Genomic DNA, 23,476 nt, shown 5'->3' on the forward strand with positions numbered 1-23,476 from the left:
ACACAGCCGCAACGGCGGCATGCAGCAGGACGGCAGGACGCCCGAATGCCCATGCCATCGAAAGCGGATACAACGAGGACACGGACATGGCGCATTTTGAACTGATCGAAAAGATGGCACCCAATGCGGTGATCAAGGTGGTTGGCGTGGGCGGCGGCGGCGGCAATGCCGTGGCGCACATGGTCAACTCGGCGGTGGACGGCGTGGAGTTCATCACCGCCAACACCGACTCGCAGGCCATCAAGAATTGCGGTGCGAAGCTGCAGCTGCAGCTGGGCACCAACGTGACCAAGGGCCTGGGCGCAGGCGCGAACCCGGAAGTGGGCCGCCAGGCCGCCCTGGAAGACCGTGAGCGCATCATGGACGCCCTGCAGGGCGCCGACATGGTGTTCATCACCGCCGGCATGGGCGGCGGCACCGGCACCGGTGCGGCGCCGGTGGTGGCGCAGCTGGCCAAGGAAATGGGCATCCTGACCGTGGCCGTGGTCACCAAGCCGTTCCCGTTCGAAGGCCGTCGCCGCATGCAGGTTGCGCTGAAGGGCATCGAGGAACTGAGCCAGCACTGCGACTCGCTGATCACGATTCCGAACGAGAAGCTGATCACCGTGCTGGGCCGCAACGCCACCATGATCCAGGCGTTCCGTGCCGCCAATGACGTGCTGCAGGGCGCCGTGCAGGGCATTGCTGACCTGATCGTGCGTCCGGGCCTGATCAACGTCGACTTCGCCGACGTGCGCACCGTCATGTCCGAAATGGGCCTGGCGATGATGGGTACCGGCACCGCCCGTGGCGATGACCGTGCCCAGGCTGCCGCCGAAGCGGCGATCCAGAACCCGCTGCTGGACGATGTGAACCTGGCCGGTGCCAACGGCATCCTGGTCAACATCACCGCCGGCGCCGACTTCACCATGGCCGAGTTCGACGAGATCGGCCGCACCATCGATGGCTTCGCGTCCGAAGATGCCACCGTGGTGGTCGGTACCGTGCTGGATCCGGACATGCAGGACGAAGTGCGCGTGACGGTGGTCGCTACCGGCCTGAACCGCGTGTCGGCCAGCAAGAGCCAGCGTCCGGGCGAGCGTGCGCCGATCAAGCTGGTGCGCAATGCCACCACCGGCCAGCCGGAGTTCGGCGAGTTCGACACGGGTGGCGATGCGGTCTCCAAGGCCGTGGGCGGCATGGGCCTGGGCCTGCGTCGTGCCAGCAGCGATACTGCGGCAGCCTCCACCGCGTCGGCCCCGGCCTCTTCGGCCCCGGCGGCGGCGGAACTGCCGAACGATTACCTGGACATCCCGGCGTTCCTGCGCCGCCAGGCGGACTGAGCGGAGCTGCCCGGGGCTTGTCCTCCCCGGGTCGCGCCACCATGTCCTGAAGTGCGGGCGTCGGGCCAGGATAGGCCCGGCGGCCCTTCACGCGTGTCCCACCCGCGCGCCGGTGTGTCCTGCCGCCGTTTCAGCCGGGGTAGGGGAGTGCGCGTGTTAATCTAATGTGTCACTTCCGGTCTGCCCCCATGATCCAGCAACGCACCCTCAAGAACACGATCCGCGCCACCGGCGTTGGCCTGCACAGCGGCGACAAGGTCTACATGACCCTGCGCCCGGCACCGGTCAACCACGGCATCGTGTTCCGCCGCGTGGATCTGGATCCGGTGGTGGAAGTGCCGGCCAAGGCGGAGCTGGTCACCGAAGTGACCCTGTGCACCGGCCTGACCTGCAACGACGCCAAGATCCAGACCGTCGAGCACCTGATGTCGGCTCTGGCCGGCCTGGGTGTGGACAACATCATCGTTGAGCTGTCCTCGGCCGAGCTGCCGATCATGGACGGTTCGGCGGGCCCGTTCGTGTTCCTGCTGCAGTCGGCAGGCATCGTGGAACAGGATGCGCCCAAGCGCTTCATCCGCGTGCTCAAGACCGTGGAAGTGACCGAGGGTGACAAGGTGGCCCGCTTCACGCCCTACGAAGGGTACAAGCTGGGCTTCACCATCCAGTTCGACCACCCGATGATCCCGGCCAAGCAGTCACGCCAGGAAATCGAATTCTCCACGCTGGCGTACACCAAGGAAATCTCCCGCGCGCGTACCTTCGGCTTCATGCGCGACCTGGAGTACATGCGTGAACGCAATCTGGGCCTGGGCGGGTCGATGGACAACGCCATCGTGCTTGACGAGTTCCGCGTGCTCAACGAAGACGGGCTGCGCTACGCCGACGAATTCGTGCGCCACAAGATCCTTGATGCGATCGGCGACCTCTACCTCGCCGGTGGCCAGGTGCTGGGCGCCTACGAGGGCTTCAAGTCCGGTCACGCGCTCAACAACAAGCTGGTGCGCGCGCTGATGGCCGATGCCAGCGCGTGGGAGTGGGTCAGCTATGACTCGCCGGCGGTACCGGATCCGGTCGAGTACGCCACCCCGGCCTATGCCTGATCCAGCTAACATTTTGAATTAAAAGGAAAAAACGCCGCCTCTCAGGGCGGCGTCCGCATTTCTGGAGGCTGTGACGGATACGACGCAGCAGATGACGCGACTGTCGGTCTGACGTCACGGTTTCGTGAACCTGTTGGATCGGAAGCCTGAATTTAACGTTGCTTTAACAACAATCTAACGACAGGTCCACCGGGGACCGCTAGGATGCGACCCGGCCCCCGAAATGTTTCACGCTGCGGTGACACGCGCGACGGGGAGCGGAGCAGGAAGCTCCGTTGTCCTCAGGACCGCTTCTTCGGCTTCGAAGGAACATCCTGCAGGGCTGCCAAGGCGTCGCGTAGCCCTTTGTGCGTGGCGGCTGAAACTGCGTGGGGGCCATTCCGGTTGTCGATCGCTGGGGAGCGTGAGGGAGTGGTGGACGCAGTCTTGATGGTCACCCTGGTGGCCTTCAGCCCGATGGACCGGGCCGCGTCGAGAAGCTGGGCCTCGGCAAGCCGGAATTTGGCATGCCAGACCGGCGACTCGACGAGAAAAACGAGGTGTTCCCCGTCCACATTGGCCAGCCGGCAACGGCTGCGCAGAGGTGGCGGCAACTGGGGGCGCAACTGACGGTCCAGCGCGTCGAGCCACAAGGCACGCCGCAGCGGGTTCCCGCTTTTGTCCGCCATCACCGCATCCAGTGCCGGTTTCGGCACGGAAGCGGGGCGAACGCTGGATTTCGGCTCAGACATGAAAACTCACTGATGGCATTCAAAAAGATCGTAATCAAAACGCGTGAAGGTCAGGCCAAATCGGCGCTCACGCGTTTGCGGTTCTATTTCGAGGACCGCCCCCGTGCCCTGCTGGGCAGCGTGCTTGGGGTAGGCTGCATTATCGGCTTTGCAGGCGGAATCGGCGCCAACGCGTTCAACGATTCGCGGCTGCAGGCCAAGGTCGACCGCCAGGAGGCTGAACTGGCCAAGGTCCAGCGCGATGCGCAGACCCAGGTCAACGCCCTGGCGGCCCGCCTCGGCGAGCTGCAGGCGCAGGCCACCCGCCTCAACGCCCTGGGCGAACGGCTGACCCAGATGGGCAAGCTGGAAGATGGCGAGTTCGACTTCAACGAAACTCCCGGCCTGGGTGACGGCGATGCCGGCGGCCCGACCTCGGACATCCCGGTCAAGGATGTCAACGCCGACTTACAGGTGCTGGAGCAGCGTTTCGCTGCTTCAGGCCGCCAGCTGTCGGTGATGGAATCGCTGATGTTCGATCACCAGCTGCAGCAGAACGCCGTGCCTTCGCGCATGCCGATCCGCAACAGCTATGTCACGTCCGGCTTCGGCACCCGTGCCGACCCCTTCGGCCGCGGTGCCGCCACCCACAAGGGCATGGACTTCCACGCCCGGGTCGGCGATCCGGTCATGGCCGTGGCCGATGGCGTGGTCAGCTTCTCCGGCGTCAAGGGCGGCTACGGCAACGTCGTCGATGTCGACCATGGCAACGGCTACGTCACCCGCTACGCGCACAATTCGCGCCTGGTGGTGAAGGTCGGCGATCTGGTCCGTGCCGGCCAGGAAGTGGCCAAGGCCGGTTCCACCGGTCGCTCCACCGGCGCCCACGTGCACTTCGAGGTCTGGGAAAACGGCAACGTGGTCAACCCGCGCAAGTTCCTCGGCGACGGCGGCAACACGCCGGTCGGCCGTATCAGCCGCGGCTGATTCCAGCGCCGGGCATGGCCCGGCGCCACCCTCCTTGGGGTCAGATCCTTTCGCCACGGCGAAAGGGATCTGACCCCTTTGCTCAACCCCGGTTTGCCGGATCCGGGCCGATCACGCCGCACGGGACGCTTGAAACCCCTCCCGGCCGTCCCAAGCTACAATGGGTGTTGCCATCGACAGGGCGCCAAGCGCCCTGTTTCGTTTGCGGCGGACGGATTCCCCAGGGAAGGCCGGGCGTCGTGTCCATCCAACCCGGTTCCTTCAATGATCAACAGCCTGCTTACCCGCGTATTTGGCAGTCGTAACGAACGACAGCTGCGCCAGCTCAACCGCATCGTCGCCAAGATCAATGCGCTGGAGCCGGAGATCGAGAAGCTTTCCGACGAGCAGCTGCAGGCCAAGACGCCGGAGTTCAAGCAGCGCATCGCCGGCGGTGAGGCCCTGGACAAGGTCCTGCCGGAAGCATTCGCGGTCTGCCGCGAAGCCGGTCGCCGCGTGCTCGGCATGCGCCACTACGACGTGCAGCTGATCGGCGGCATGGTCCTGCACCTGGGCAAGATCGCCGAAATGCGTACCGGTGAAGGCAAGACCCTGGTGGCCACGCTGCCGGTGTACCTCAACGCGCTGGAAGGCAAGGGCGTGCACGTGGTCACCGTGAACGACTACCTGGCCCGCCGCGATGCCGCGCAGATGGGCAAGCTGTACAACTGGCTGGGCCTGAGCGTGGGCGTGGTGTATCCGGGCATGCCGCACAGCGACAAGCGCGAAGCCTATTCCGCCGACATCACCTACGGCACCAACAACGAATTCGGTTTCGACTACCTGCGCGACAACATGGCGCTGTCCAAGGCCGATCGCTATCAGCGCGGCCTGCACTACGCCATCGTCGACGAAGTCGACTCCATCCTGATCGACGAAGCACGCACCCCGCTGATCATCTCCGGCCCGGCCGACGATTCCCCGGAGCTGTACATCCGCGTCAACCGCATCGTGCCGAACCTGGTCAAGCAGGAAGTGGAAGACGGCGAGGGCGACTTCTGGGTCGATGAGAAGGGCAAGCAGGTGCACCTGTCCGAAGCGGGCATGGAGCACGCCGAACAGCTGCTGGTCGAGGCCGGCATCCTCAACGGCGACACCGAAGGCCTGTACGCGGCGCAGAACCTGACCGTGGTCCACCACCTCAACGCCGCCCTGCGCGCGCACGCCATCTACCAGCGTGACGTGGACTACATCGTGCGCGATGGTGAAGTGGTGATCGTGGACGAGTTCACCGGCCGTACCCTGGCCGGTCGCCGCTGGTCCGACGGCCTGCACCAGGCGGTGGAGGCGAAGGAAGGCGTGCCGGTGCAGCGTGAGAACCAGACGCTGGCCAGCATTACCTTCCAGAACCTGTTCCGCATGTACAAGAAGCTGTCCGGCATGACCGGTACGGCCGATACCGAAGCATTCGAGTTCCAGAGCATCTACGGCCTGGAAGTGGTGGTGATCCCGACCAACCGCCCGACCATCCGCAAGGACAGCCCGGACCAGGTGTTCCTCAACCGCAAGGGCAAGTTCAACGCGGTGCTGGCCGACATCGAGGAATGCGCCAAGCGCGGCCAGCCGGTGCTGGTCGGTACCACCTCGATCGAAACCTCGGAAATGCTGTCCGAGCACCTGCGCAAGGCGGGCGTGAAGCACGAAGTGCTCAACGCCAAGCAGCATGACCGCGAAGCGACCATCGTCGCCAATGCCGGTCGTCCCGGCGCGGTGACCATCGCCACCAACATGGCCGGTCGTGGTACCGACATCGTGCTCGGTGGTTCGCTGGAAGCCGAGCTGCATGCGCTGGGCGAAGATGCCACCGATGAACAGAAGGCGGCGATCAAGGCCGACTGGCAGCAGCGCCACGAAGCAGTGAAGGCGGCAGGCGGCCTGCACATCGTCGGCACCGAGCGCCATGAATCGCGTCGTATCGACAACCAGCTGCGTGGCCGTTCGGGCCGCCAGGGCGACCCGGGTTCGTCCCGCTTCTACCTGTCGCTGGAAGACAACCTGATGCGCATCTTCGCCTCTGACTGGGTGCAGAAGGCCATGCGCATGATGGGCATGAAGGAAGACGACGTCATCGAAGACCGCCTGGTCAGCCGCCAGATCGAGAAGGCGCAGCGCAAGGTCGAGGCCCACAACTTCGACATCCGCAAGAACCTGCTGGACTTCGACGACGTCAACAACGACCAGCGCAAGGTCATCTACGCCCAGCGCGATGAACTGCTGGACGCCGAATCGGTGAAGGAGAACGTCGATGGCATCCGCGACGACGTCGTCTTCGACATCGTTGCGCGTTTCGTGCCGCCGAACTCGGTGGACGAGCAGTGGGACCTGCGTGGCCTGGAAGCGACCCTGGAATCGGAGTTCGGCCTGCAGATGTCGCTGACCGACCTGGTCAAGTCGCACGAGGAACTGGACGCCGAAACCATCGCCGCCAAGGTGCAGGAACGCGTCAACCAGCACTTCGCCGAGAAGGAAGCCAGCGTCGGCGACGAGACCATGCGCGCGCTGGAAAAGCACGTGATGCTGACCGTGCTGGACCAGAGCTGGAAGGAGCACCTGGCACGCATGGACTACCTGCGCCAGGGCATCTACCTGCGGGGTTACGCGCAGAAGCAGCCGAAGCAGGAGTACAAGAAGGAAGCCTTCGAGCTGTTCTCGGACATGCTGGAGAACGTCAAGCGCGAAGTGGTGACCCTGCTCGCCCGCGTGCGCATCCGCAGCGACGAGGAAGTGCAGGCACTGGAAGCGGCCGAGCGCCAGCAGGTCGAGGCACGCCTGCGCCAGTCGCAGTTCCAGCACCAGGACGCCGGCGGCTACAGCGCCGACGAGGAAGCGGCGCAGGTGCAGGCCGCGCAGCAGGGCGTGGCCCAGGTGCAGCGCGAAGAAGCCAAGATCGGCCGCAACGATCCGTGCCCGTGCGGCAGTGGCAAGAAGTACAAGCACTGCCACGGCCAGCTGAGCTGACCGGCCAGAGAGCCCCGCGAAAGCGGGGCTCTCCCGTTATGGGGCAGGAAAGTGCGCGATCCGCGATTGCGCCGGTCCCCCTGTTGTAGGCATGCTCCCTGCATGCCTTCCCCCACCCGATCGATCCATGTCGTGGCGGCCGTCATCACCGACGCCCGTGGCCGCGTGCTGCTCAACCGTCGTACCGAGAACCGCGACATGGCCGGCCTGTGGGAGTTCCCCGGCGGCAAGCGCGAAGCGGGCGAAACCTCCGCGCAGGCCCTGGTGCGTGAACTGCGCGAGGAACTGGGCATCGAGGCCGAGGTCGGCGACTGGATCATGGACGTGCCGCAGCGGTACCCGGACAAGCACCTGACGCTGGAAGTGCGGCACGTCCGCAGCTGGAAGGGCACGCCGCGCGGTCGCGAAGGCCAGGCCATTACCTGGGTCGCGCAGGACAAGCTCGGACGCTACTCGATGCCGCCGGCCGACCTGCCGGTGGTGGCGGCACTGCGCGAGCCCGACTGCTACCTGGTCACCCCTGCACCGGGTGAGGACGATGCCGGTCAACGGCAGTGGCAGGAACGGCTGCAGCGCGCGGTCAGTGGCGGCCAGCAGCGCATCCAGCTGCGCCTGCCGTTGCAGCATCCTCGCCGTCAGGCCCTGATCGAGCAGGCGCTGCGCGCGCACCGTGGCGGGGTGCAGTGGCTGCTGAACCGCGATATCGAACTGGCGCGCGCGCTGGGTGTCGGCGTGCATCTGGGCAGCGAACAGCTGCTGTCCCTGCAGGCGCGACCGTTGCCGGATGGGCAGCTGGTGGGAGCCTCCTGCCACGACCTTGAACAGCTGCAGGCCGCACAACGGCTGGGATGCGACTTCGCCGTGCTTGGGCCGGTGCAGGCGACCGCCAGCCATCCCGAGGCAACGCCGCTGGGCTGGGATGCGTTTGCCGCCCTGCGTGCACAGGTATCGCTGCCCATCTACGCGCTGGGTGGGATGGCACGCAGCCAGGTCGCTGAGGCGCGCCGCCATGGTGGGCAGGGCATCGCCGCCATCCGCGGCCTGTGGCCGGAGTAAAGCACGCACGCGGGGTCAGATCGCCGCGCAGCCGGGCTCTGCCCCCTCGCGGTCACAAGGTGATCCAGAAACAGCCGTACTGACGTCGCAGTCCCAGCACCGTCGCGGCGCGGGTGGCGCTGCCAGGCAGCGTCTGCTCAAGCCGCAGGCCTACGGGATGGCGCGACGTGGAGGGCTCGGTCGCGGATCCGGCCAGTGCAGGATCCTCGTCCTGCAGAACGGCCTGTGCCTGCTGCGGATAGACCGGCACGACGTCCACCAGTGGCCGCCGCGCCAGCGACTCCAGCTGGCCGAGGATGCGCTGCGCGCCCGCGTCGGACACCGCCCCCCAGAGATAGAGTGAGGACAAGCGGTTCACGTCGTTGCCGGTAATGCCGGTGCGCAGGGCCTGTACCAGCTCGCTCAGGCGGCGCGGGCAGCGCGCCCCCAGCGAGTCCTGCGGCAGGTGGTTGCCGGCAGGAGCGGGAGGTGGCAGCCGTGATCGCGCGCCGATGCTGTCGCAGGGCCGGTCGGTGTAGACGCTCTGGCCCTGTGCATCGGTGCAGCGGTTCAGGCGCGAGGCCTGGCCGTGGGCAACGCCGGGCGCAGCGGACAGCAGCAGCGGCAGCAGCAGGAGTGAAATGGATCTCATCGACGCAGGGTAGCGCCGAACGCACACGTGCAGGGTGTTTTCAGCCCTGCAGCAGTTTCAACACGGCCGTTGTCGGCTTGGCCAGGTTCAGCGTGTAGAAGTGCAGGCCCGGCGCCCCGCCTTCGATCAGGCGCTGGCACAGCTTGGCCACCACCTCGGCGCCGAATGCACGCACCGATGCCGCGTCATCGCCGTAGGCCTGCATCTTGCGGCCGATCCAGCGCGGGATCTCGGCGCCGCACTGCTCGGAGAAGCGGCGCAGCTGGCTGAAGTTGGCGATCGGCATGATGCCGGGCGTGATCGGCACGTCCACGCCAAGCCGGCGCACTTCATCCACGAAGTGGAAGTAGGCGTCGGGGTTGAAGAAGTACTGGGTGATCGCCGCGTCGGCGCCGGCATCGATCTTGGCCTTGAAGTGCTTCAGGTCGGCCAGGGCATCGGAGGCCTGCGGGTGAGTTTCGGGGTAGGCACCGACCTCGATGCGGAAGGCATTGCCATGTTCGGCACGGATGAAGGCGATCAGTTCGGCGGCGTAGCGCAGGTCGCCAGGAAAGCCCATGCCCGAGGGCAGGTCACCGCGCAGTGCGACCAGCCGGCGGCAGCCGATCGCGCGGTACAGCTTGAGCAGCTCGCGGATTTCCTGGCGGGTGCCGCCGACACAGGAGAGGTGAGGCGCCGCCTCGAAGCCGTGGTGCTGGTTGAGATGGCGCACGGTCTCGGAGGTGTAGCTCAGGGTCGAGCCACCGGCGCCGAACGTACAGGACACGTACTCGGGCGTGTAGTCCTTCAGCTTCGCCGCGGCACGGTCGAGCTGGCTGCGCTGTTCGTCGGTCTTGGGCGGATAGAACTCGAAGCTGATGGCGGTCATGGCACGGGCGATGGCGGCGGGTGCGAACCAGTATATCGCTTCATCAAGATGGATGTGCAACGAATGTGTGAAGCGCCTGCCGCGAAGGGGGAAGGGCGGGTACCCTGTGCCACTGAATTCCTGATCACGCCGCACACCATGTCCATCGTCCTTACCGATTTCGCCCGTCCCCGCCTGTTCCCGCGCGTGCCGCGCGGCAACACCATCCAGGACTGCACTGCCGAGCAGTTCGAGGCGTATCTCAACGCACACGCACCGCTGAAGGTGCTCGACGGCTACGCGCCGTTCTGCAAGCTGTTCGTCTACGAGAACTGGACCAGCACGCGCTGCCTGACCGTGCCGGTCACCGATGCCAACCGCCACCTGCTGCGCAGCGGCTACGAAGCGCGCAACCGCGATGAGCTGCCGGTGCTGGTGCGTTGGTTCGAAGGCGTCGAATCGCCGCGTGCGAACTACCTGGTGGTGATCCTGTACAGCGCCGAGCAGCTGGCCAAAGAGGGCTCACCGATCGATGCGGACAGGGGCATCGTCGGCTGCATCTACACTGCCGAACCGGAGGAGGTGCCGATGGCGCCGATCACGATGATGCGCAATGCGCTCGGTGTGGAGGAGGGCGGTTCCGGCGTGCCGCTGGACCGCGAGGCCTACCAGCGCGCCGTGCAGTTCTGGGAGAACAACGCCAACTGGCGGCCGTAGGCCCGGTCAGGTGCGTCCGGCCGCGCTCAGCCGGAAAGCCATTCCCACCACGGGTAATGGTATTCGCGGTCGATTGCCTGCCAGTGCTGGCCGCAGTGTGCACAGGCGACCGTGTGGCAATCGCCCCACCCATCCTCGGCCTCCTGCAACGAGAGCAGCTGCATGTGGCCTTGTTCGATCAGGCGCCGGGGATCGAAGAACGGGTAGGTGGGGTGGAGCGCGCACAGGCAACCCTCGCGCGCCTGCCAGTAGCGCAATCGCCGCAGCGCCGCCTTCAGGTGCGCCTGGTTGCTGACCAGCATGCCGCCGAGTTCGATGGGCTGGCAGCGTCGCTCGATCAGGTCGGCGTGCGATGCCAGGGCCTCCAGCGAGGAGGGGGTGAACAACCGTGCAACCGTGCGCGCGGCGTCGGTGATGCGGCTGGCGTCGCGCGACAGCAGATCCTGCAGCAGCACGTCGGCCTGTGCATCGTCGAGCCGGGGTATCGGCGCTGAGGACCACGGCCAGCGCATCAGCGGGCCTTGCCGATGGCGGCGTAATGGCCGGCCGTAAGGCGCAGCAGGTCGGCCGGCGCCAGTTCCACTTCCAGTCCACGACGCCCGGCGCTGACATGCAGGCTGGGCAATACCTGCGCACTGGCATCCAGGAACGTGCGCAGGCGCTTCTTCTGCCCGAGCGGGCTGATGCCACCGACCACGTAGCCGGTGGCGCGCTGGGCGGCGTCGGCAGCGGCCATCTCACACTTCCGGCAGCCGGCTGCTTCCGCCAACGCCTTCAGGTCCAACTGGCCGGCCACCGGCACGATCGCCACCAGCAGCTCGTGGGTTTCGGTGCTGGCCAGCAGGGTCTTGAATACCTGTGCCGGATCGAGGCCCAGCTTGTCGACGGCCTCGCCACCATACGACTCGGCGTGGGCATCGTGCACGTAGCTGCGTACGGTGTGGGCGATCTTCTCGCGCTTGAGCAGGGTGATGGCCGGAGTCATGGGCGCATCGTAGCGTGGGGCGACGCGGCTGCCTTGACCGAGGCTGTTGCCGCGATCCGGCAGCGCCGGACCATGCCCGGTGGCGTGGAGATCGTATTGCCTGCGTGTCGATGAGCAGGCGCCCTGCACCCGCCGGGCATGGCCCGGCGCTACCGGGATGCTCATGGGCTGGCGCTAGCGGCGTGCCTGAAGCAGAACGGGCGCCCGAAGGCGCCCGTTCTTTCTGCTTCCGTTACCCCGGGCGCGGCATCAGTAGCGGTAGTGGTCCGGCTTGAACGGGCCTTCCACCGGCACGCCGATGTAGTCGGCCTGTTCCTGGGTCAGGGTGGTCAGCTTCACGCCGATCTTCTCCAGGTGCAGGCGTGCCACTTCCTCGTCCAGCTTCTTCGGCAGCAGGTAGACCTTCTTCTCGTAGCTGTCCTTGTTCGCCCACAGGTCGATCTGTGCCAGGGTCTGGTTGGCGAAGCTGTTGGACATCACGAAGCTCGGGTGGCCGGTGGCACAGCCCAGGTTCACCAGGCGGCCCTCGGCCAGCAGGAAGATCGCATTGCCGTTCGGGAAGACGTACTTGTCGACCTGCGGCTTGATGTTGACGTGCTTGATGCCCGGGTAGGACACCAGCGCATCGACCTGGATCTCGTTGTCGAAGTGGCCGATGTTGCAGACGATGGCCTGGTCCTTCATCGCGCTCAGGTGCTCGATGCGGATGATGTCCTTGTTGCCGGTGGTGGTGACGTACAGGTCGGCACGGCCCAGGGTCGATTCGATGGTGTTGACTTCATAGCCTTCCATCGCTGCCTGCAGGGCGCAGATCGGATCGATTTCGGTCACGACCACGCGTGCGCCGTAGGCACGCAGCGAGGCGGCGCAGCCCTTGCCGACGTCACCGTAACCGCAGACCACGGCCAGCTTGCCGGCCAGCATCACGTCCATGGCACGCTTCAGGCCATCGGCCAGCGACTCGCGGCAGCCGTACAGGTTGTCGAACTTGCTCTTGGTGACCGAATCGTTGACGTTGATCGCCGGAATCAGCAGGGTGCCGGCCTGGGCCAGCTGGTACAGGCGGTGCACGCCGGTGGTGGTCTCTTCGGAGACGCCCTTCCAGTCCTTGACCACGCGGCCCCAGTAACCCGGGCGCTCCTTGGCCACGCGCTTGAGCAGGTTCTTGATGACCTGTTCCTCGTGCGAGGAGGAGGCGGTGTTGACCCAGTCACTGCCGTTTTCCAGCTCGTAGCCCTTGTGGATCAGCAGGGTGACGTCGCCACCGTCATCGACCACCAGCTCCGGACCGGTCAGGGTGCCGTCGGCCAGAGTGAAGGTCAGCGCGTCCAGGGTGCAGTCCCAGTACTCTTCCAGGGTCTCGCCCTTCCAGGCGAACACCGGGGTGCCGGTGGCGGCGATGGCCGCAGCCGCATGGTCCTGGGTCGAGAAGATGTTGCACGAGGCCCAGCGCACGTCGGCGCCGATGTCCTTCAGCGTTTCGATCAGCACCGCGGTCTGGATGGTCATGTGCAGCGAGCCGGTCACGCGCACGCCCTTCAGCGGCAGCTCGGCCTGGTACTTGCGGCGGATCGACATCAGGCCCGGCATTTCATGCTCGGCGATGTCCAGTTCCTTGCGGCCCCAGTCGGCCAGGGTGATGTCGCGGATCTTGTAATCGCCTTCGGTGGAGAAGGTCTTGGCAACAGCGTTCATGCAGTAGCTCCGGTTGTGGGCGAGCGGGTGCTCGCATCTAGCCGGGCGCCGTTGTTACAGAGCCACCTCACCGAGCCTGGCCGGCCTCATGGGGGTCCGGTCGCAGCGCCCCTCGGGAGGGGAGAACGGCCATTATATCGCGCGCCCGGTGTTTCATCGGCGTGACCCAACCATCGGCAGATGGGCGCCTGTGCACGGACTGTTAAGGTCGGGTTTTAACGCACCCTCAGGTGGAACGATGAGCATGCATGTACGCCGCAACCGGCGCTTGACCGGCCTGGTACTGTCCATGGCCCTGTTGGCGGTGGCCCCGCTGGCCTGGGCGGCAGCGCCGCAGCCTGCGGCGGCCCAGGCCCAGGGGGCAAACGGCTACGAGCTGCCCTCGGCCGAGCTGCAGGCGGTGGTCGACGCCCCGCGTGCGCCCTCGCTGTACCTGTCGCCGCGCCGCGATGTGGCCGCGCTGATGCAGATGCCGTCGCTGCCGTCGATCCAGGTGGTGGCCCAGCCGGAACTGAAGCTGGCAGGCCTGCGCATCAACCCGCGCACGTTCTCCGACAGCCGTTTCAGCTTCGGCGAGAAGCTGTGGCTGATGAGCGTGGCCGACGGCAGGGAGCGGCAGATCAGCGGCCTGCCGGGCACGCTGTCGATTGCCAGCCTGGCATGGTCGCCGGACCAGAAGTGGCTGGCCTTCAACCAGGTCGACGCCGCCAGTGGCGCCAATGAACTGTGGCTGGTGGATGTGGCCGCCGGCAGCGCCCATCGCCTGGTCGCCGGCCTGAACACGGTGATCGGCAGCGGCTACCAGTGGCTGCCGGACAGCCGTGGTCTGGTGGTGTTCACCCGCCCGGCCAACCTCGGCGCCGCCCCGGCCGCCGACGGCATTCCCACCGGCCCCGCCGTGCAGCAGACCAGCCAGGGCGGCGGCGTGGTGTCGATCCGTACCTATCAGGACCTGCTGAAGAACGAGGCCGACGCGCGCCAGTTCGACTACTACGCCACCACCCAGCCGATGGAAGTCAGCCTGGATGGCCGCACCCGCGCGATCGGCGCGGCGGGCATCTTCATGGGCTTCTCGGTATCGCCGGATGGCCGCTTCGTGCTGCGCCAGCCGGTGCAGCGGCCTTACTCCTATGTGGTGCCGGTCAGCAGCTTCCCGCGCCGCATTGAAGTGATCGACCGTGCCAGCGGCCAACTGGTGCACACCGTGGCCGTGCGCCCGCTGGTGGAAGGCCTGCCGACCGGTAACGACGCCGAAGTGACCGGCGTACGCGACATCAGCTGGCGCGGCGATGCCGATGCCACACTGGTCTGGGCCGAGGCCCAGGACGGTGGTGATCCGAACCGCGACGCCAAGGTGCGCGACGCGGTGCTGATGCAGGCCGCCCCGTTCAACAGGCCGCCGGTGACGCTGGCCCAGCTCGGCAGCCGTCTGGCCGGCATCAGCTGGGGCCGTGGCGACCTGGCCCTGCTCACCGAGTCGTGGTGGAAGACCCGCAGGACCAAGACCTGGTTGATTGCCCCGGACAACGCCGGTACCGAGCCGCGCCTGCTGTGGGATCGTGATGCGCAGGACCGCTATTCCGATCCGGGCCGGCCCCAGCTGTCCAGCGACGATCGCGGCCGCTCGCTGCTGCAGACCAGCCCCGATGGTGGCAGCCTGTATCTGGTCGGTGCCGGTGCTTCGCCGGAAGGTGACCGTCCGTTCGTGGACCGCTTCGACATCGCCAGCGGAAAGGCCTCCCGCCTGTTCCACTCGCAGGCGCCGAACTATTCGGTGCCGGTGGCATTGCTGGACAACCAGGGCAGCTCGCTGCTGCTGAGCCGTGAAAGCCCGGACGAGCCGACCAACTTCCATGTGCAGTCGCTCACCGATGCCGGCGCGGCACCGCGCGCGCTGACCCACTTCCCGCATCCGCTGCCGCAGCTCAAGGGCGTGCAGAAGGAGCAGATCCGCTACAAGCGTGCCGACGGCGTGGACCTCACGGCCACGCTGCTGCTGCCGCCGGGCTACGATCCCACGCGCGACGGCCCGCGCCCGCTGCTGATGTGGGCCTACCCGGGCGAGTTCAAGAGCGCCGCGGCCGCCAGCCAGGTCACCGATTCGCCGTACCGTTTCAACGCGATCAGCTACTGGGGCCCGCAGGCGTTCCTGGCCAAGGGCTATGTGGTGCTGGCAAGTCCTTCGATGCCGATCATCGGCGAGGGCGACAAGGAACCCAACGACACCTATATCGAACAGCTGGTGGCCAATGCCCAGGCTGCGGTGGACGAAGTGGTGCGCCGTGGCGTGACCGACCGCGACCATATCGCCATCGGCGGCCATTCCTACGGTGCGTTCATGACCGCGAACCTGCTTGCGCATACGCGCCTGTTCAAGGCCGGCATCGCCCGCAGTGGTGCCTACAACCGTACGCTGACGCCGTTCGGCTTCCAGGCCGAAGAGCGCAACTACTGGCAGGCGCAGGACGTGTATCAGAAGATGGCGCCGTTCAACTATGCGGACCGGATCAAGGATCCGATCCTGTTCATTCACGGCGTGGATGACAACAATTCCGGCACCTTCCCGATGCAGAGCGAGCGCATGTTCGCTGCGGTGAAGGGACTCGGAGGGACGGCGCGCCTGGTGATGCTGCCGAACGAATCGCACGCCTATCGTGCACGCGAATCGATCATGACCATGCTGGCCGAGAGCGAGCGCTGGCTGGAGCAGACCATCGGCCCGGCAGCCTCGGGCAAGGCGAAGAAGAAGCGCTGACACGTGCATGCCGGCGGCCCCTGCGAGGGGCCGCCCCGACGCGGTTGCATTCCACATCGGCAGCGCTGGCGTTGCATGCAGATGAAACCATTTCTGCATCGCAGCACAGCCCCCGATCTGGGATAGGCTTGGATCCAGGATCCGTTGACCGAGGCCCGTGCGTCGCCGATGAACGAGTACCGCAGCAGCATCGAGTTTGCTTCTCCCGATCTTCCGCTCCGCGATGACGTGCGCCGGCTCGGCGCGCTGGTCGGCGACCTGCTGGTCGAGCAGGTTTCGGCAACCTTCCTCGACGACGTCGAGGATGTGCGCACGCGGGCCATCGCCCGCCGCGAAAACCAGGCGCCGCTGTCGGAGCTGGCCGAAGGCCTGGCCGGTCGTACGCCGCAGCAGGCCGAGACGATGGTGCGGGCGTTCAGCACTTACTTCCAGGTGGTCAACATCGCCGAGCGCGTGCACCGCATCCGCCGCCGCCGCGACTACCAACGTGCCGGTACTGCCGCGCCGCAGCCGGATGGCCTGCAGGATGCGCTGCAACACCTGAAGGCGCAGGGCGTGACGCTGGATGAGTTGGCGCAGTGGCTGCCGCGCATCGATATCGAACCGGTGTTCACTGCGCATCCCACCGAAGCCGTGCGCCGCGCACTGCTGGAGAAAGAGCAGCTGATGGTGGCCAGCCTGGTCGACAACCTCGACGGCCAGCGCACGCCGGGCGAGGCGGCAGCGGATGCTGCACGCTTCCGCATGGCGCTGACCGCTTCCTGGCAGACCACCGACTCCTCACCGGTGCGGCCGACGGTCGATGACGAGCGCGAGCATGTCGGTTTCTATCTGGTGCAGGTGCTGTACCGGGTGATACCCGTGCTGTACGAATCCCTGCAGCAGGCGCTGCGTGATACCTATGGCGAAGAACTGGCGCTGCCGCGCCTGCTGCGTTTCGGCACATGGGTGGGCGGCGACATGGACGGCAACCCGAACGTGGACGCCCGCACCATCCGCAGCACGCTCGATGCCCAGCGACAGGCAGTGCTGGGGCGCTACCAGAAGGAACTGCTGCAGCTGGCCAGCCTGCTCAGCCAGTCCACCGAGCGGGTGGGCGTGAGCGATGCGCTGCAGGCGCGCGTGTCGCACTACCAGCAGCTGTTGCCGCAGGTGCAGTCGCGCCCGCGGCACGCCGACATGCCGTACCGGCTGCTCAACGACCGCATGCGTGCGCGCCTGCAGGCCACCCTGGACGATGCAGAGGGAGCCTATGCAGGCCCGGACGAGCTGATCGACGATCTGCAGCTGATCCTCGACAGCCTGCGTGCCAACCGTGGCGAGCATGCCGGCGGATTCGCCGTGCAGCGACTGTTGTGGCGGGTGAAGACGTTCGGCTTCCATCTGGCGCGGCTGGACGTGCGGCAGGAATCGAGCGTGCATGCGCGCGCGCTGGCGGCGGTGCTGGGCGGCGAAGCGGCCTGGGAAGGATTGGATCCATTGGCCCGCGCAGGCCTGCTCGGCCCACACGCCAGCGGCGAGCAGCCGCTGCCGGTGGGTGACGACGAGGGCAACCAGCGACTGGATGCGGTGTTCGCGGCGCTGGCCGACGCGCGCGCGCGGCATGGCAGCGAGGCGCTGGGCAGCTACATCATCTCGATGGCACATGATCGCAGCGATGTGCTGGCCGTGCTGGCGCTGGCGCGCCGTGGCGGATTGGCTGACGAGGACGGCGCGGTGCCGCTGGACATCGCACCGCTGTTCGAGACGGTGGACGATCTCAAGCGTGGTACTGCGACGCTGCGTGACCTGCTGGCCGATCCGGTCTATCGCGCTCATCTGCGGGCACGCGGTGATGTGCAGATGGTGATGCTGGGTTATTCCGACAGCAGCAAGGACGGCGGCATCGCCGCTTCGCGCTGGGGCCTGCAGCGTGCGCAGGTGGAACTGCTGGACGTGGCGGCCGAGGCCGGCATCCGCCTGACCTTCTTCCACGGCCGTGGTGGTTCGATCAGCCGGGGCGGTGGCAAGACCACGCACGCGGTGGACGCGTCGCCACGTGGCAGCATCGATGGTCGCCTGCGCGTGACCGAGCAGGGCGAGGTGATCCACCGCAAGTACGGCATCCGCGCGCTGGCGCTGCGATCGCTGGAGCAGGCCACCGGTGCGGTGCTGCGGGCCAGTCTGCGTCCGCGTGCCGCGGAACCTCGCGAGGAGGGCTGGCGACCGGTGATGGACGTGGTCGCCGCCGCCAGCAGCGAGGTCTATCGCGTCTTCGTCGGCCAGGCCGGTTTCATGGATTACTTCCGTACGGCGACGCCGATCGATGTGATCGAGCGGATGACGCTGGGTTCACGGCCGTCGCGTCGTCTCGGCCAGGATGCGGCACTGGGCAACCTGCGTGCGATCCCGTGGGTATTCGCCTGGAGCCAGGCCCGCGCGGTGATTCCCGGCTGGTATGGCGTGGGCAGCGGCCTGCAGGCGGCGGTGGCTGCCGGCCATGAACCTGTCCTGCGCGACATGGCGCGCGACTGGCCGTTCTTCCGCACCTTCCTGGACGACATCGCAATGGTGCTGTCCAAGGGCGATATCACCATCGCCGAACAGTTCTCGCGTCTCTCCGGTGACCTGCACGGGCGCTTTTTCCCGCAGATCCAGCACGAACTGGCGCTGACCCGCCGCTGGCTGCTGGCACTGATGGACCAGCAGACCTTGCTGGAGCACGATGCGCGGCTGGCGCTGTCGATCCGCCTGCGCAATCCCTACGTCGATCCGATCAGCGTGCTGCAGGTGGACCTGCTGCAGCGCTGGCGCGAAAGCGGGCGGGAGGACGAAGAACTGCTGCGCGCGCTGGTGGCCTGCGTGAATGGTGTTTCGCAGGGCGTGCAGAACACCGGGTGATCCGCATCCGCCGGGCATGGCCCGGCGCTACCCGCCTCGGTGGGTGCGGGGCTTGCCCCGCACGCTCTCACTCTTCAGGCGAAGGCGGATTGGACGCCAGCAATTCCAGGTGCCGTTGCTCCATTTCCTGCCGCAGCTGGCGCCGGATCAGCGCGGCGGCCTGCCGGCGCTTCTCGTCCGAACTGGCGGGCTGCAGCGGGGGGACAGGCGTTGGCCGCCCCTCTTCGTCCACCGCCACCATGGTGAAGAAACAGCTGTTGGCGTGGCGCACGCTGCGCTTGAGGATGTCCTCGGCCACCACCTTGATGCCGATCTCCATCGACGAGGTGCCGGTGTAGTTCACCGAGGCCAGGAACGTCACCAGTTCGCCCACCGCGATCGGCTGCCGGAACATCACCTGGTCCACCGACAGGGTGACCACGTAGCTGCCGGCGTAGCGGCTGGCGCAGGCATAGGCGACCTGGTCGAGCAGGCGCAGGATGGCGCCGCCGTGGACCTTGCCGGAGAAGTTGGCCATCTCCGGCGACATCAGCACGGTCATGGACAGCTGGTGGGTTTTGAGTTCGGTCGACATGCACCGATTGTATCGGCGTGGCGCAGCTCGTGTGGAGCCGAGCCCGTGCTCGGCTGCTCTCGGCGCAGGCAAAAGAAAGCCGAGCATGGGCTCGGCTCTACAGAAAGCAGAAGGGCCGCTTGCGCGGCCCTTCGTCTGTCTTACTTCAGCTTCGCATCGGCGCGCAGGGCGGCGGCACGATCGGTCTTCTCCCAGGAGAAGGCCGTGGCGTTGACCGTCTCGCCGGCACCGTTGAGGTAGCTGAACTCCTTCGGCTTGCGGCCGAAGTGGCCGTAGGCCGCAGTCTGCTGGTACATCGGGTGGATCAGGTCCAGCATCTTGATGATGCCGTACGGGCGCAGGTCGAAGTGCTTGCGGATCAGCTTCTCGATCTTGTCGTCGCTGATCTTGCCCGTGCCGAAGGTGGTGACCGAGATCGAGGTCGGCTCGGCCACGCCGATGGCGTAGGAGACCTGCACTTCGCAGCGGTCGGCCAGGCCGGCGGCGACCACGTTCTTGGCGACGTAGCGGGCAGCGTAGGCGGCCGAGCGGTCAACCTTGGACGGATCCTTGCCGGAGAACGCGCCGCCACCGTGACGGGCCCAGCCGCCGTAGGTGTCGACGATGATCTTGCGGCCGGTCAGGCCGCAGTCGCCCACCGGGCCGCCGATCTCGAACTTGCCGGTCGGGTTGATGTGGAACTTGGTGCCCTTGTGCAGCCACTTGGCCGGCAGCACCGGCTTGATGATCTCTTCGCGGACGGCCTCGATCAGGTCCTTCTGCTTGATGCCCGGGGCGTGCTGGGTGGACAGCACCACCGCGTCGATGGCGGCCACTTCGCCGTTCTCGTAGCGCAGGGTGACCTGGCTCTTGGCGTCCGGGCGCAGCCACGACAGCGGCGAGTTCTTCTTCTTGCGGATCTTGGCCTGCTGCTCGACCAGGCGGTGCGACAGGTGGATCGCGGCCGGCATGTAGCTGTCGGTCTCGTTGGTGGCGTAGCCGAACATCAGGCCCTGGTCGCCCGCGCCCATTTCTTCCGGCTTCTTGCGGTCCACGCCCTGGGCAATGTGCGGCGACTGCTTGCCGATCAGGTTCAGCACGCCGCAGGTGGCGCCGTCGAAGCCGACGTCGGAGCTGTCATAGCCGATGTCCAGGATGACCTTGCGGGTCAGCGCTTCGAGGTCGATCCAGGCGCTGGTGGTGATCTCACCGGCAACAATGGCCACACCGGTCTTGACCATGGTCTCGCAGGCCACGCGGGCGCGCTGGTCCTGGGTCAGGATCGCGTCCAGCACCGCGTCGGAGATCTGGTCGGCAATCTTGTCCGGATGGCCTTCGGAGACCGATTCGGAGGTGAACAGGTAGCTGGACATCAGGCTTAATATCCCTTGATTCGGATGGAAAGATGGGCGCGCATCATACACGGGGTGCGCCGCCTGTGCATTGTGAACCCGTACGGGTTGCCGGTGGTTAAGGTGACGTGCCCTCTGGCACAAGGCCTGGCGGGCGTCTGCAGGACACGGTGCGCAGGCAGTGTTCCACTGGCGTGACCATTGCCGCAAGGCCGTGTTGCGGGGGGGAAGGGGCGGTTCCGGCGTTGCCGGAGCGGGACCGGCCGTCATCGTTCTGCCCCGAAACCGCCATCTGCCTGCCGCGTGCCAGGCGCAGGCTGTCGGCCAATCCGGCCGCCGGGTATCAGTGAGCACGCCATGCAGGAACTCGAACAGCGTCTGCAGCAACGCTTTCCGGAGTGGTTCCACGGCCGCCGCGGCCAGCTCGCGCGGCCCCTGCTGCGCAGTGTCGGTCGCTGGTCGCGGCTGGACCGGGTGGAGGACTTCCTGCGGCGCAACGCTAACGTGCGCGGATTCGGCTTCGTGGCCGCCGGACTGGAGTTCCTGGACGGCCAGTACCAGGTGGATCCGGCCGCCCTGGCCCGCATTCCGGCCACGGGCCGTCTGCTGATCGTGGCCAATCATCCTTCCGGTGCACTCGACGCGCTGGCGCTGCTGGACGCGGTCGGCCGCATCCGCCGCGACGTGCGGATCGTGGCCAACGATCTGCTGGGCGCCATCGGCCCCCTGCAGGACCTGCTGCTGCCGGTCCGCATCCTCGGCGGCAAGGTCCAGCGCGGCAGCCTGCAGGCGGTGGAGCAGGCGCTGGCCGCCGAGCAGTGCGTGATCGTGTTTCCGGCCGGCGAGGTATCCCGGCTGTCGTTGCGCGGCATCCGTGATGGTCGCTGGCAGCGCGGGTTCGTCAGGTTCGCCCGGGCCGCCGGCGCCCCGGTGTTGCCGGTGAGGGTGGAGGCACGCAATTCGGCCCTGTTCTACGGCGCCTCGACCCTGTTCAAGCCAGCCGGCACCGCGCTGCTGGCGCGCGAGATGTTCGCGCGGCGTGGTCGGCCGCTGCGGTTGCGCGTCGGTGAACCGATGCAGCTGGGACAGGGCGACCCGGGCGAGCAGCTGCTGGCGGTACGGCGCGCGGTGTATGCGCTGGGCCGCGACCTGCGCCCCGGCGAGACTGCCAGCGCCGGCCCCGAACCACTGGCCGCACCGGTGCCGCCGTCGCAGGTGGCGGCCGCCATCGCTGGCGCTGTCCGGCTTGGACAGACCGCCGACGGCAAGCAGATCCTGCTGGCCAGCTGCAGCGCCGACTCGCCGCTGCTGCTGGAACTGGGACGCCTGCGCGAGCTGACGTTCCGCCAGGTGGGCGAGGGTACCGGCCACAGCCGCGACCTGGACGCCTTCGATCCGCAGTACGAGCACATCGTGATCTGGGACGCTGCCGCGCAGCGCATCGCGGGCGCGTACCGCATCATGCGGGGCGCGCACGCCCTGGCCCGGCGCGGACTGGCAGGGCTCTACAGCGCGTCGCTGTTCCGCTATTCCGACGATGCCATCACCCATATCGCCGAGGGGCTGGAGCTGGGCCGCAGCTTCGTAGTGCCCGATTACTGGGGCAGCCGCAGCCTGGACTACCTGTGGCAGGGAATCGGCGCCTACCTGCAGTGCCGGCCCGGCATCCGCTACCTGTTTGGTGCGGTATCGATCAGTGCGGCGCTGCCGCGCGATGCGCGCGAGCAACTGGTGGCCTACTACCAGCGCTACTACGGCGGCATCGCCGGCCTGGCCGAGTCGAACCGGCCCTTCCAGTACTTCGCGGCACCGCCCAGTTTCGGCGAACTGGATGCGGGCGCAGCCTTCGATGTCCTGAGGGCCAACCTGGCCGCACTCGGGACCGGCGTGCCGACCCTGTACCGCCAGTACACCGACCTGTGCGAGCCCGGTGGCGCGCGCTTCCTTGCGTTCGGTGTCGACCCGGCGTTCAGCGACTCGATCGACGGTCTGATCGAGGTGGACCTGTGCGCGATCCGACCACACAAGCGCAAGCGCTACCTGCGTGATGCCGGAGCGCAGGCATGAGCGCGCTGGCGACGTTGTCGCCACACCGTCGCGCCGTGTTCGTCTCCGACGTGCATCTGGGGTCGCGCCATTGCCATGCGGCCGAACTGGCCGTGTTTCTCGCCCAGCTGCGCTGTGAACGGTTGTACCTGGTCGGTGACATCATCGACCTGTGGTGGATGGCGCATCATCGCGCCAACTGGCGGCAGTCGCACAGCGACGTCATCCAGGCGCTGCATGCACTGCGTCGCAACGGTACCGAGATCATCTACATCCCCGGCAATCACGATGCCTCGCTGCGCCATGTCTGCGGGTTGATGCTGCCGGCGATGCAGGTGCGCCGTCGCGCGATCCACGTGACCGCCGACGGGCGACGGTTGCTGGTCGCCCATGGTGACGACTACGACGGTGTCACCCATTTCGGCGGCCTGCAGGAAAAGTTCGGCGACTGGCTGTACTACCGCATCCTGACCGGCAACCAGGCGCTCAACGCGGTACGCCGTCGGCTGGGCATGCGCTACTGGTCGCTGTCGGAATTCCTCAAGAAGCGCAGTGGTGCGGCCGAGCGCTACATCGAGCGCTTCGTGCAGGCCGGGCTGGACGACGTGCGCCGGCGCGGCCTGGACGGCATCATCTGCGGGCACATCCACCGTGCGGCGCTGGTCGAGCGCGACGGCCTGGTCTACGCCAACGACGGCGACTGGGTGGAGAGCCTGACCGCGCTGGCCGAAGATCATGACGGCGCGCTGCGCCTGCTCGATCACCATGGGCGGACGCTGGTGGAGCTGCCCGGCGCAGCCCGGCGCGCGGCGGCTGCCTGAGCCCAGCGACACCGGCCACCGT

Annotated in this window: 18 protein-coding genes and 1 riboswitch; of the genes, 10 read left to right on the forward strand and 8 right to left on the reverse strand. The window is 67.0% G+C overall.

Annotation, left to right across the window (positions count from 1 at the left end; genetic code table 11):
* The first annotated feature begins 86 nt into the window (after positions 1-86).
* A complete protein-coding gene (gene ftsZ / locus ACZLIF_RS03130; protein WP_053516450.1) occupies positions 87-1,322 on the forward strand; it encodes a cell division protein FtsZ in 1,236 nt (411 codons plus the stop codon).
* A 188-nt stretch (positions 1,323-1,510) separates the two neighbouring features.
* Positions 1,511-2,422, forward strand: coding sequence for a UDP-3-O-acyl-N-acetylglucosamine deacetylase (gene lpxC, locus ACZLIF_RS03135; protein WP_128989142.1), 912 nt, complete (start codon positions 1,511-1,513; stop codon positions 2,420-2,422).
* A 281-nt stretch (positions 2,423-2,703) separates the two neighbouring features.
* Here the strand turns inward: lpxC and ACZLIF_RS03140 are convergent, their stop codons facing one another.
* Positions 2,704-3,153, reverse strand: coding sequence for a DciA family protein (locus ACZLIF_RS03140; protein ID WP_053516447.1), 450 nt, complete (start codon positions 3,151-3,153; stop codon positions 2,704-2,706).
* A 12-nt stretch (positions 3,154-3,165) separates the two neighbouring features.
* Between ACZLIF_RS03140 and ACZLIF_RS03145 the strand changes: the two genes are divergently transcribed.
* The 3 genes from ACZLIF_RS03145 (at position 3,166) to ACZLIF_RS03155 (ending at position 8,172) form a co-directional block, all read left to right on the forward strand.
* Entirely contained in the window at positions 3,166-4,119 is a 954-nt protein-coding gene (locus tag ACZLIF_RS03145; RefSeq protein ID WP_053516446.1) for a M23 family metallopeptidase, read from the forward strand.
* A gap of 264 nt (positions 4,120-4,383) precedes the next feature.
* On the forward strand, positions 4,384-7,116 hold the full coding sequence (gene secA, locus ACZLIF_RS03150; protein WP_053516445.1) for a preprotein translocase subunit SecA: 2,733 nt from the start codon (positions 4,384-4,386) through the stop codon (positions 7,114-7,116).
* A 102-nt stretch (positions 7,117-7,218) separates the two neighbouring features.
* Positions 7,219-8,172 carry a Nudix family hydrolase gene (locus tag ACZLIF_RS03155; RefSeq protein ID WP_128989144.1) on the forward strand — a complete coding sequence of 318 codons (954 nt, stop codon included), beginning with the start codon at positions 7,219-7,221 and terminating at the stop codon, positions 8,170-8,172.
* A gap of 52 nt (positions 8,173-8,224) precedes the next feature.
* Here ACZLIF_RS03155 and ACZLIF_RS03160 read toward each other — a convergent pair whose 3' ends face one another.
* Together ACZLIF_RS03160 and metF are read right to left on the reverse strand one after the other, a co-directional pair.
* Entirely contained in the window at positions 8,225-8,803 is a 579-nt protein-coding gene (locus tag ACZLIF_RS03160) for a DUF4124 domain-containing protein (RefSeq protein ID WP_128989146.1), read from the reverse strand.
* 40 nt (positions 8,804-8,843) lie between these two features.
* The gene (gene metF / locus ACZLIF_RS03165) at positions 8,844-9,671 is read right to left on the reverse strand and encodes a methylenetetrahydrofolate reductase [NAD(P)H] (protein WP_074901796.1); all 828 of its coding nucleotides are present in this window, start codon (positions 9,669-9,671) and stop codon (positions 8,844-8,846) included.
* Between the two features lie 138 nt (positions 9,672-9,809).
* Here metF and ACZLIF_RS03170 point away from each other — a divergent pair, with 138 nt between their 5' ends.
* Positions 9,810-10,367 carry a DUF3228 family protein gene (locus tag ACZLIF_RS03170; protein ID WP_128989148.1) on the forward strand — a complete coding sequence of 186 codons (558 nt, stop codon included), beginning with the start codon at positions 9,810-9,812 and terminating at the stop codon, positions 10,365-10,367.
* A 26-nt stretch (positions 10,368-10,393) separates the two neighbouring features.
* Here the strand turns inward: ACZLIF_RS03170 and ACZLIF_RS03175 are convergent, their stop codons facing one another.
* The 3 genes from ACZLIF_RS03175 to ahcY all read right to left on the reverse strand — a co-directional run bounded on the left by ACZLIF_RS03175 (position 10,394) and on the right by ahcY (position 13,047).
* Entirely contained in the window at positions 10,394-10,879 is a 486-nt protein-coding gene (locus ACZLIF_RS03175) for a hypothetical protein (RefSeq protein WP_065175807.1), read from the reverse strand.
* Positions 10,879-11,352, reverse strand: a complete 474-nt coding sequence (gene ybaK, locus ACZLIF_RS03180) for a Cys-tRNA(Pro) deacylase (RefSeq protein WP_053516440.1) — start codon at positions 11,350-11,352, stop codon at positions 10,879-10,881. Before ybaK ends, ACZLIF_RS03175 begins: the two co-directional genes overlap by 1 nt.
* A 249-nt stretch (positions 11,353-11,601) precedes the next feature.
* On the reverse strand, positions 11,602-13,047 hold the full coding sequence (gene ahcY, locus ACZLIF_RS03185) for an adenosylhomocysteinase (protein ID WP_065182797.1): 1,446 nt from the start codon (positions 13,045-13,047) through the stop codon (positions 11,602-11,604).
* 36 nt (positions 13,048-13,083) lie between these two features.
* Positions 13,084-13,167, reverse strand: a riboswitch (S-adenosyl-L-homocysteine riboswitch).
* 118 nt (positions 13,168-13,285) lie between these two features.
* Here ahcY and ACZLIF_RS03190 point away from each other — a divergent pair.
* Both ACZLIF_RS03190 and ppc read left to right on the forward strand, forming a co-directional pair.
* Positions 13,286-15,802 carry an alpha/beta hydrolase family protein gene (locus ACZLIF_RS03190; RefSeq protein WP_128989150.1) on the forward strand — a complete coding sequence of 839 codons (2,517 nt, stop codon included), beginning with the start codon at positions 13,286-13,288 and terminating at the stop codon, positions 15,800-15,802.
* A gap of 168 nt (positions 15,803-15,970) precedes the next feature.
* Positions 15,971-18,682 (forward strand): phosphoenolpyruvate carboxylase, encoded by a 2,712-nt coding sequence (gene ppc / locus ACZLIF_RS03195; protein ID WP_128989164.1) that lies wholly within the window; start codon positions 15,971-15,973, stop codon positions 18,680-18,682.
* Between the two features lie 67 nt (positions 18,683-18,749).
* Here ppc and ACZLIF_RS03200 read toward each other — a convergent pair whose 3' ends face one another.
* Both ACZLIF_RS03200 and metK read right to left on the reverse strand, forming a co-directional pair.
* A complete protein-coding gene (locus ACZLIF_RS03200; protein WP_053516435.1) occupies positions 18,750-19,256 on the reverse strand; it encodes an acyl-CoA thioesterase in 507 nt (168 codons plus the stop codon).
* 140 nt (positions 19,257-19,396) lie between these two features.
* On the reverse strand, positions 19,397-20,608 hold the full coding sequence (gene metK, locus ACZLIF_RS03205) for a methionine adenosyltransferase (RefSeq protein ID WP_053516433.1): 1,212 nt from the start codon (positions 20,606-20,608) through the stop codon (positions 19,397-19,399).
* A 336-nt stretch (positions 20,609-20,944) separates the two neighbouring features.
* On the opposite strand from metK, the gene olsF reads away from it, so the two are divergent.
* Positions 20,945-22,654 (forward strand): bifunctional ornithine lipid synthase OlsF, encoded by a 1,710-nt coding sequence (gene olsF / locus ACZLIF_RS03210; protein WP_128989152.1) that lies wholly within the window; start codon positions 20,945-20,947, stop codon positions 22,652-22,654.
* Positions 22,651-23,454 carry a UDP-2,3-diacylglucosamine diphosphatase gene (locus tag ACZLIF_RS03215; protein ID WP_074901785.1) on the forward strand — a complete coding sequence of 268 codons (804 nt, stop codon included), beginning with the start codon at positions 22,651-22,653 and terminating at the stop codon, positions 23,452-23,454. Before olsF ends, ACZLIF_RS03215 begins: the two co-directional genes overlap by 4 nt.
* The last annotated feature ends 22 nt before the right edge of the window (positions 23,455-23,476 follow it).

The sequence above is a fragment of the Stenotrophomonas sp. 2201_Sma genome, from assembly GCF_056486685.1.

Coding starts and splice junctions, on each gene's coding strand:
- ACZLIF_RS03190 (WP_128989150.1), top strand. CDS start 13,286: ATGAGCATGCATGTACGCCGCAACCGGCGCTTGACCGGCCTGGTACTG.
- olsF (WP_128989152.1), top strand. CDS start 20,945: ATGCAGGAACTCGAACAGCGTCTGCAGCAACGCTTTCCGGAGTGGTTC.
- ftsZ (WP_053516450.1), top strand. CDS start 87: ATGGCGCATTTTGAACTGATCGAAAAGATGGCACCCAATGCGGTGATC.
- ACZLIF_RS03145 (WP_053516446.1), top strand. CDS start 3,166: ATGGCATTCAAAAAGATCGTAATCAAAACGCGTGAAGGTCAGGCCAAA.
- ACZLIF_RS03215 (WP_074901785.1), top strand. CDS start 22,651: ATGAGCGCGCTGGCGACGTTGTCGCCACACCGTCGCGCCGTGTTCGTC.
- ACZLIF_RS03170 (WP_128989148.1), top strand. CDS start 9,810: ATGTCCATCGTCCTTACCGATTTCGCCCGTCCCCGCCTGTTCCCGCGC.
- ACZLIF_RS03155 (WP_128989144.1), top strand. CDS start 7,219: ATGCCTTCCCCCACCCGATCGATCCATGTCGTGGCGGCCGTCATCACC.
- ppc (WP_128989164.1), top strand. CDS start 15,971: ATGAACGAGTACCGCAGCAGCATCGAGTTTGCTTCTCCCGATCTTCCG.
- ACZLIF_RS03160 (WP_128989146.1), bottom strand. CDS start 8,803: ATGAGATCCATTTCACTCCTGCTGCTGCCGCTGCTGCTGTCCGCTGCG.
- metK (WP_053516433.1), bottom strand. CDS start 20,608: ATGTCCAGCTACCTGTTCACCTCCGAATCGGTCTCCGAAGGCCATCCG.
- ybaK (WP_053516440.1), bottom strand. CDS start 11,352: ATGACTCCGGCCATCACCCTGCTCAAGCGCGAGAAGATCGCCCACACC.
- metF (WP_074901796.1), bottom strand. CDS start 9,671: ATGACCGCCATCAGCTTCGAGTTCTATCCGCCCAAGACCGACGAACAG.
- ACZLIF_RS03140 (WP_053516447.1), bottom strand. CDS start 3,153: ATGTCTGAGCCGAAATCCAGCGTTCGCCCCGCTTCCGTGCCGAAACCG.
- secA (WP_053516445.1), top strand. CDS start 4,384: ATGATCAACAGCCTGCTTACCCGCGTATTTGGCAGTCGTAACGAACGA.
- ACZLIF_RS03200 (WP_053516435.1), bottom strand. CDS start 19,256: ATGTCGACCGAACTCAAAACCCACCAGCTGTCCATGACCGTGCTGATG.
- lpxC (WP_128989142.1), top strand. CDS start 1,511: ATGATCCAGCAACGCACCCTCAAGAACACGATCCGCGCCACCGGCGTT.
- ACZLIF_RS03175 (WP_065175807.1), bottom strand. CDS start 10,879: ATGCGCTGGCCGTGGTCCTCAGCGCCGATACCCCGGCTCGACGATGCA.
- ahcY (WP_065182797.1), bottom strand. CDS start 13,047: ATGAACGCTGTTGCCAAGACCTTCTCCACCGAAGGCGATTACAAGATC.